This is a genomic window from Bifidobacterium myosotis (assembly GCF_002259745.1).
GTDB classification, from domain to species: Bacteria; Actinomycetota; Actinomycetes; order Actinomycetales; family Bifidobacteriaceae; genus Bifidobacterium; species Bifidobacterium myosotis.
The window spans coordinates 1-7,196 of sequence record NZ_MWWW01000034.1 but is presented as its reverse complement, the minus strand read 5'-3'; the positions used below and the strand labels follow the sequence as shown (position 1 = coordinate 7,196).

Here is a 7,196-nt window from a genome sequence, read left to right as displayed (position 1 = left end):
CACGTAGAAGCGGCTGAGGTTGTTCAGCAGGCCGTTCAGCTGGGAGTTGTCCTTGGAGTCGGCGGTCCAGCGGGCGTACCAGATGGAACCGGCGGCCGGGTAGTCCGGGTTGGTGGTCGCCTTCTTGTCGGTATCCAACTGAGAGGCAACATTAGTAACGGGGTCGGTGTACCAGCCGGTGAGGGTGTAGCCGTCGCGGGTGACGGTGGGCAGCTGCTCGCCGATCTTCTTGCCCGCGTAGATCTTCACGCTGATCTTGTCGGCGCCCGAGTAGTTCGGGTCCAGAGTGATCGTGGTGAAGCGAGCGTCGTTCTTGTAGCCGGCGTACAGGTCGATGCCCTCGCCGTTGAGCGTGGTCGTGAAGTCGAACACGGACGGGGTGCCGTTCTTCTCGACCTCGTCGTTCTTCTGGATCAGGTTCGGGTCGAAGTAGTTGTCGTTGGTCTGCTGGCCGTTGGAGTCCTTGTCGGTGTAGGAGTACCAGCCCAGGAACGAGGTGTTCGGACGGGAGACCTCATCGAGGGTCTTGCCGAACGTGGACTGGAACGACTGGCCGCGCGGCACGAAGTAACGCAGCAGCGTATCCTCGGTCTCGGTCTTGGCCCACTTGTGCACGCGCACGACCGTGGACTGCTGGCCGCCCTTGACCTCAAGGACGACGTCCTTCGCGTCCGACGGGAACGCGGTGCCGAACTCGTAGTCGGAGGTCTTGCCGCCGTAGGTCAGCTGCCAGGCGTTCGCGAGCTTCTTGTTCGTGCCGGAGGTCACGGCCTGATACTCGGACAGGGCCGTGCCGGTCAGCACGTCGAAGTCATAGGAGGCCTTGGTCGTGTTCACCGCGACGCCGTCCTTGTACAGGTCGTACTGGGCGCCGGCATCAGGGGCGACGGCGGTGCGCTTGATGCTCACGGTCGCGCCCTCGTTCTGCTTGACGGCCAGCGTGTCACCGGCCTTCGCGGAGGAGGCGTTCTCCCACGTCGGGACCACATGGTTCACAGCCGCGTCCTTGGACGGAAGCTCCCAGTCGGCCAGCGTATCGCCATCGGCCAGACGCACCTCGAAGTTCGTGGCGTCCACGACGTTGGCGAGACCATCCGGATCGGAGGCGTACACGACCTCGCCCTTCGTGTCAAGCTTGACAACCTGCTCGGACTCATCCGAGTTGCCGGTGGCTCCGACGCTCCAGTGCGCGTACAGGGTCGTGCCATCAGCGAGGGCCGTGGTCGGATCCACGGCCTGACCGCCGCTCTTCTCCGTGTACCAGCCGGAGAACGCGCGGGACTGCTGCGCGTCCCACTGGATGTTCGCGTCCAAGCCGAACACGCCGTACAGGTCGTTCTTGAACACGCCGTCCGCGTAGGAGTATCCGTCGACGTTCTTGTTCTGGTAGTCGGTGAGCGTGACGGTCTTCTGGTCCTTGCTCACGTCGGACTTGCCATCGGCCGTGGTGTAGGAGGAATTCGTGAACGAACCACCGTTCGCATCCAGCGTCACGGTGACGCCCGGATACACGTAGTCCGTGGCGGCGTTGGCCGTGCTGGCCGCCACGCCCATGGTCGCGATCATCGCGACGGAGGCGAGGCCGGCGAGCGGCGCGCGCCAAACCTTAGTGTTTCCAGTCATAATCTGGAACCTTTCTTCTAGGGACACCGGGCCGGGCGGGGATCAGGAAGGGGGTTGGTTGAGGTGTTGGGGCGTTAAGATTGGCGGGAGTGGTGTTTTGTTGGTTGCGGAGGGTTGCGGATGCGTTTGGACGGGCTGGTGATGCGTGATTATCGCAAGTTCTCGGCGTTGTCGGTCGATTTCGATGCGAGAGTGACGGTATTGGTGGGCGGCAATGGCATGGGCAAGACCGCCGTGCTGGATGCCGCCGCCGTCGTGTTGGGCGCGTTCCTGGCCAAGTTCCCGGATGTGTCCGGGCCGTCAATCCAGCGTTCCGATGCCCGCCGGGTCCGTTATGAGGTGGGGGGCGTGTATGACACGCAGCAGCAGTTCCCCGTTTCGGTTTCGGCCGTGGGGGAGGTGGCCAGGCCTGCCGGCTGGGCGGATTATCGGGAGGGTCGTGCGCCGGAGCCTGTCCGGTTGGAGTGGGGGAGGTCGTTGCGTCGTCCCGATGGGAAGATGACGGTCGCCGACGCGCAGCCGATGATCGGGGTGTCGGACGAGTATCAGGAGGCGGTGCGTTCAGACCCGTCGGTGGTGTTGCCGTTGGTGGCGTATTACGGTACGGACCGGTTGTGGCCGCGGGACCGTCGGCAGTGGAGGACCCATTCGGATGCGTATCTGGAGGCCGGCAACCGGTTCGGCGGGTATGACGGGTGTCTAAATTCGTCCGTGAGCTATAAGCAGATGGCCACCTGGTTCAAGAAGATGACCGCCGAGCAGGATCGCAGGGGGCGGGGCATATCGTCCTTCGAGGCGGTCAGGGCCGCGGTGGCGTTCTGCCTGGAGCGGTTTACCGGGCATGCGGACGCGTGCATCGATTACGCGGATGGCGGGATGCTGGTGTCGTACACGGGTACGGATGGCGCCGAGTATCGCGACGAGCCGTTCGAGACCCTGAGCGACGGCTACCGGGCCACGATCGGCATGGTCGCCGACATCGCCCGCCGCATGGCCATGCTGAACCCGGCCATGGGCGTCGATGCCGTCCGGTGCACGCCCGGCGTGGTGCTCGTCGACGAGATCGATTTGCATCTGCATCCCTCATGGCAGGAGCATGTCATCGCCGTCCTGGGGGAATTGTTCCCCGGGGTCCAGTTCATCGTGACCACCCATGCCCCGCTGGTGATCTCCTCGGTGCCCAGGAGGCAGGTGAGGATGCTGTCGTACGACGCGGCGACCGGTTCGGGGCATGCCGCGGAACCCGGGTTCGAGACGTATGGCCAGCCGGCGTCGAGCACGATCACCAGCGTGCAGGGGGCGCACGATCTGCCGGAGCCGGTCCGCGACGCGCTGGAGGGATTCGAGTCCGCCCTGGACGATGGCGACTATCCGACGGCGAAGCGGGAGCTGGACCGCCTGTACGGCATGGTGGGCGGCACGAACACCGAGTACGTGTCGGCCAGGACGGCGTATGACTTCATGCGCGGCGCCGGCGACGGGGGCGAATGATGCTGTTCGTGGACAAGCACGCCGTCCACGCGCCCGCCGTGTTCGGCACGGCGGTCGAGGCGCAGAGACGCACACGCGGATTGCAGGGCGTGGGCCCGGGGACTGATTCCCGCACCCTGTGGGACCGTCTCGACGGGGAGACCCGGCGGATGGTGCTGGACAAGCTGCTCAGGGAGCAGGGGCACTTGTGCGTCTATTGCGAGCGGACGATCGGGACGGGCCGGTCCCGCCTCGGCGCGCATGTCGAGCATTTCCTCCCACGCCACCCTTCCCGTGACGAGTATCCCGGACTGACCTGGACCGACGGGCGCGACGACCTGCCTCCCGCGGAGGCCGACGCCGCATCCGTGGACTACGCGAACCTGTTCGCCGTCTGCTCCAACGAGACCGGGCGCGACGGCCTGCCGTTGACCTGCGACAAGCTTCGCGGCTCGCATCGCATGGCCCTCGACCCACGGGACAGGAAGGCCCTCCGCCGCCTGTCCTACAAGCGCAGCGGCCGGGTGGAGCCGGCGGACCCCGACGATGAGACCGTATGGGACGACATCGGCAGGGGCGAAGGCGACACCGGCCTGCTCAACCTCAACGCGCGGCATCTGTGCAACGCGCGCAGGGCGGCGATCGCCCGGCTGTTGAAGCTGCTCATGTCCGCGGGGGACGGCAGGGCCGTCGACGCGGCCTGCGAACGGGAGATCCGCAACCTCCTCGCCGAACGCGACCCGAAGGAGCCGTTCATCGAGGCGAAACTCTACATACTCACCCGCCGCGAAAGCATGCGGGCGAAGTACTCCGACGCCTACCCGGCCTAGGGCCGGGCCCCGCGGCGCCCGGCCCGGACGCGGGGGACGCCCGGAACGGCGACTGCCGGCGACCCGCCATGAATCGTTGCCCGCATGCACGTTGGCGTGCGCGGCGGGAACATCACCCCCCCCCTCATGCTGCGCGCATGGTGGCGGAAGCGGGCGGAAACGGCCCGGCATCGTTCCCCGCACCCCACCTTCGGCTCCCCCGCAGGTATCCGCGCATATGCAACGGAACGTATATCCTCTGTTTCGATTGACTTTTCTCCCACTTTTCTCCCACCCTTCTCCCACTTGTGGTGGCAGGGTGGCAGGAAGGGGAGCTGTGAAGCGCGAGGGGCCGCTCAACATGGTGGCCCGCCGGGACTACTCGCTGACCGGCCCCTCCCCGGTGAGCGTGTTCGGCGACCGGATGAAACTGATGATCCCCGGGGGCCTGCCGCGCGGCATGACCCGGGACGAGTGACGTGCTGGCGGGTTCACAGTTCGAGTTCGCCGTCGGCGGCGAGGAACTCGAACCATGAACCGGCCGACCGGGCTCGCGGACGCCGCCCCTCGCGCGCCATGCCGCACCATACCCCGGCTCGGATGCCCTCCTTGTCCCCATGGCTTTTATCGGACATGTCCGATAGCGGAAGGGCGGCATGCATGAGCCCGGAGGGGCTCGAATCGCGTCTGGCGCTCGGCGCGGGCGTGCCGCAGGAGCGCGTCCCGAACGAGTTCAGCCCGTCGCCGAGGGCGGCAACCGCAACCGCGCATACCGGCCGAGCGGCCACGGGACGCCGCCCCGCATGGAGCGCTTCGGGCGCAACGGAATCTAAAGCGGAGATCATCGTGGCTTACGCCACCGACCTTCCGTCCATGCGGACGCTCCGGCCCCGTCAAACGCCGCGACGCCGGATGCCCTTTCCGGCCGTCGCCGTTCCCGGTGTCGCTCATGTTGCCGCGTGGAACGCTTCCGGCTCCCACAATGCAGTGACCGGCAGCGCCCACAGGCCATTGGGCCATTTCATGACGCGCGAGCCCGTGTACACCAGGTAGCCGCGGTGGAACCTGGGGTCCTCGGCGAGTTCGGCCAGACCGCGGAAGTCCTCGCGCGCGACCCGGGACGAGGACTTGACCTCCACGCCCACGAGCCGGCCCCGGCGGCTCATGACCAGATCCACCTCCTTGGGATGGCTGCCCGGCTCCCTCCAGTAGAAGCAGTCCGGGTGTGTGCGCGACCACTGCACCGCGGGCACGATCTGGTTGACGACGAACGACTCGAGCAGGTTGCCGTAGTCCACGGGCGAGGCCAGGGGATCGCGCCCCTTGGAGATCATGGTCTGCACGCTCAGGGACGTGTCCACGGGGTGGATCTTCGCGCGTGTGAACGTCTGCCGGTTCGGCGCGGTCCTGATGTTGGGAAGCGCGTGGACGAGGAACCTGCGCATGAAGATGCCCACGTAGCGTTCCACGGTGCGCCGGTCCAGGGCGAGCAGGTCGCCCAGGGCGCTGGCGTTCATGATGCCGCCCGGCATGCACAGGAGCCGGTCGAGGATGCTCTGGGCGATGACCACGTCCAGTTTCTCGTCGGGCAGGATCGTGTCGCCGAGCACGGTGCGGATGTCGTCCTCCACGAGTCGTTCGCGCTCCCATTCCTCGTACCGCTCGTACTCGGCCGAGTATTCCGGGAACCCGCCCGCCGCCATCAGCCCGTAGAGGTCCGCACGGGAGATCGGCACATCGAAGCCCGTGTTCGGCTCGGCCTCCCAAAGGTCGTCCACGAGGCTCTCCCCGACACCGTGCATCTCACGTTGGGTCAGGGGGCTCATCGAGAAGCGCTGCACGCGGCGGGCGAGCGGATCCTGACCGTCCAGGCCGCCCCGGTTGATGATTGCGCTGCCCGTCAGCAGGAACTGGGTGCCGTCCGCGGTCAGGGAATCGGCGATCTCCTTGACCTCCAACGGAAGATCCCCGATGCGCTGCGCCTCGTCGATGATCACGGGCAGCCTCAACCCCTCCAGCCATCCGCGCAGGTCCGCGCGGGCCAGCCCGTACGTGTTCGCGTCCGCCAGCGTCTCGTACGAGAACCCCGCCGGCACCAGCTGGCGGCGGGCCATCATCGTCTTGCCCACCGCGCGGGCGCCCTCCAGAATCACGGTCCTGCGGCGCGCCCTCAACAGCGAAGCGGCCAACGGACGGGGAATGTAATCACTCATAGCCAATAATCGTACTCCGAATGTACAAAAAATACAGCACCGAATGTACAAATACTGTAATCAGGTCTTTCAGTCCTGCAATGGAAAGGAGAACGGACGGAAACGACCGCGGGAAACCGAAAGACGCCCGCACGACCACGCGACAGGCGCCCCTGCCGAATTCCATGCCCCTCCCCGTGTCCCTAGAAGAAAGGTTCCAGAACATGACTGGAAACACTAAGGTTTGGCGCGCCCCGCTCGCCGGCCTCGCCTCCGTCGCGATGATCGCGACCATGGGCGTCGCCGCCAGCACGGCCAACGCCGCGCCGCTGCAGACGCCTGACGTGCAGGTTACCCTGGACGCCAACGGCGGCAAGTTCGTCGGCTCCCCGTCCGATCCGAGCGTGGCCCAGTTCGTCGACACGGCGAAGACCAAGCTGCAGCTGACCGACAGCAAGCAGACCGACGCTCAGGGCGTGAACTACGCCGACGGCGTGTTCGAGCACCTGTATGACTGGTACGGTCTGGATAGCTTCGTTCAGGACAGCGGCTACGTGTTCACCGGCTGGTACACCAGCCCTGATGCCGGTGGCTCCGCCGTTGATCCGTCCTCTGCGCTGCAGGATGGCACCACGCTGTACGCCCACTGGGCGGTTGACTACACGGACGAGTCCGAGGAAGGCGTGACCTTCAACCTGCTGTATGGCCAGGAGGGCCACACCACCAAGGTTGTGAAGGAGATCGATCCGGATGGCGCCGCCAAGGTCGTGAACACCTCCTACGACGGCAACACCGTGTATGTTCGTCTGGCCGACGGCGATCAGGTCGCCGACTGGCAGGTCCCGTCCGAAGATGTGCCTGGCGACGGTTTCGTGTTCGGCGGCTTCGACGGCGTTTCCTCCGCGAAGCGCGGCACCAAGCTCGGCGTCAAGGCCGACAAGGGTGTTATCGTCAACTTCCCGGCAACCTCCAGGTACCAGTACTACAAGGACGGCGAGAACATCTCCGGCGGCAAGTTCGATGTCCTGCGCGGCGCTTCCCTGACCCCGTATCAGGCCGTCACGGGCGCTGGCACCTCCTCCGTGCAGCTCGCCGCCGGCTG

The 7,196-nt window shown here is 66.2% G+C and carries 7 protein-coding genes; 4 read left to right on the top strand and 3 right to left on the bottom strand.

All coding sequences use genetic code 11. The features are described from left to right. A partial coding sequence (locus tag BMYO_RS11115) for an InlB B-repeat-containing protein (protein ID WP_143249195.1) occupies positions 1 to 1,623 on the bottom strand: 1,623 nt, incomplete at its 3' end. Positions 1,624 to 1,764: 141 nt separating this feature from the next. Here BMYO_RS11115 and BMYO_RS11110 point away from each other — a divergent pair. From BMYO_RS11110 to BMYO_RS11710, 3 genes are all read left to right on the top strand, one after another. After that, a complete protein-coding gene (locus BMYO_RS11110) occupies positions 1,765 to 3,114 on the top strand; it encodes an AAA family ATPase (protein ID WP_158216998.1) in 1,350 nt (449 codons plus the stop codon). Next, on the top strand, positions 3,111 to 3,923 hold the full coding sequence (locus BMYO_RS11105; RefSeq protein WP_094668520.1) for an HNH endonuclease family protein: 813 nt from the start codon (positions 3,111 to 3,113) through the stop codon (positions 3,921 to 3,923). The genes BMYO_RS11110 and BMYO_RS11105 overlap by 4 nt, the downstream gene beginning before the upstream one ends. Positions 3,924 to 4,221: 298 nt before the next feature. Further along, the gene (locus BMYO_RS11710; protein WP_158216997.1) at positions 4,222 to 4,380 is read left to right on the top strand and encodes a hypothetical protein; all 159 of its coding nucleotides are present in this window, start codon (positions 4,222 to 4,224) and stop codon (positions 4,378 to 4,380) included. Positions 4,381 to 4,393: 13 nt separating this feature from the next. Here the strand turns inward: BMYO_RS11710 and BMYO_RS11615 are convergent, their stop codons facing one another. Together BMYO_RS11615 and BMYO_RS11100 are read right to left on the bottom strand one after the other, a co-directional pair. After that, positions 4,394 to 4,747, bottom strand: a complete 354-nt coding sequence (locus BMYO_RS11615) for a hypothetical protein (RefSeq protein ID WP_143249194.1) — start codon at positions 4,745 to 4,747, stop codon at positions 4,394 to 4,396. Positions 4,748 to 4,849: 102 nt separating this feature from the next. Further along, the gene (locus tag BMYO_RS11100; protein ID WP_094668519.1) at positions 4,850 to 6,115 is read right to left on the bottom strand and encodes an ATP-binding protein; all 1,266 of its coding nucleotides are present in this window, start codon (positions 6,113 to 6,115) and stop codon (positions 4,850 to 4,852) included. 203 nt (positions 6,116 to 6,318) lie between these two features. Between BMYO_RS11100 and BMYO_RS11095 the strand changes: the two genes are divergently transcribed. After that, on the top strand, positions 6,319 to 7,196 hold an 878-nt coding region (locus BMYO_RS11095), incomplete at its 3' end, for an InlB B-repeat-containing protein (protein ID WP_158216996.1).

What these genes read in the sequence shown, in the direction of transcription:
- BMYO_RS11110 (WP_158216998.1), top strand. Translation starts at nt 1,765, where the DNA reads ATGCGTGATTATCGCAAGTTCTCGGCGTTGTCGGTCGATTTCGATGCG.
- BMYO_RS11105 (WP_094668520.1), top strand. Translation starts at nt 3,111, where the DNA reads ATGATGCTGTTCGTGGACAAGCACGCCGTCCACGCGCCCGCCGTGTTC.
- BMYO_RS11615 (WP_143249194.1), bottom strand. Translation starts at nt 4,747, where the DNA reads ATGATCTCCGCTTTAGATTCCGTTGCGCCCGAAGCGCTCCATGCGGGG.
- BMYO_RS11100 (WP_094668519.1), bottom strand. Translation starts at nt 6,115, where the DNA reads ATGAGTGATTACATTCCCCGTCCGTTGGCCGCTTCGCTGTTGAGGGCG.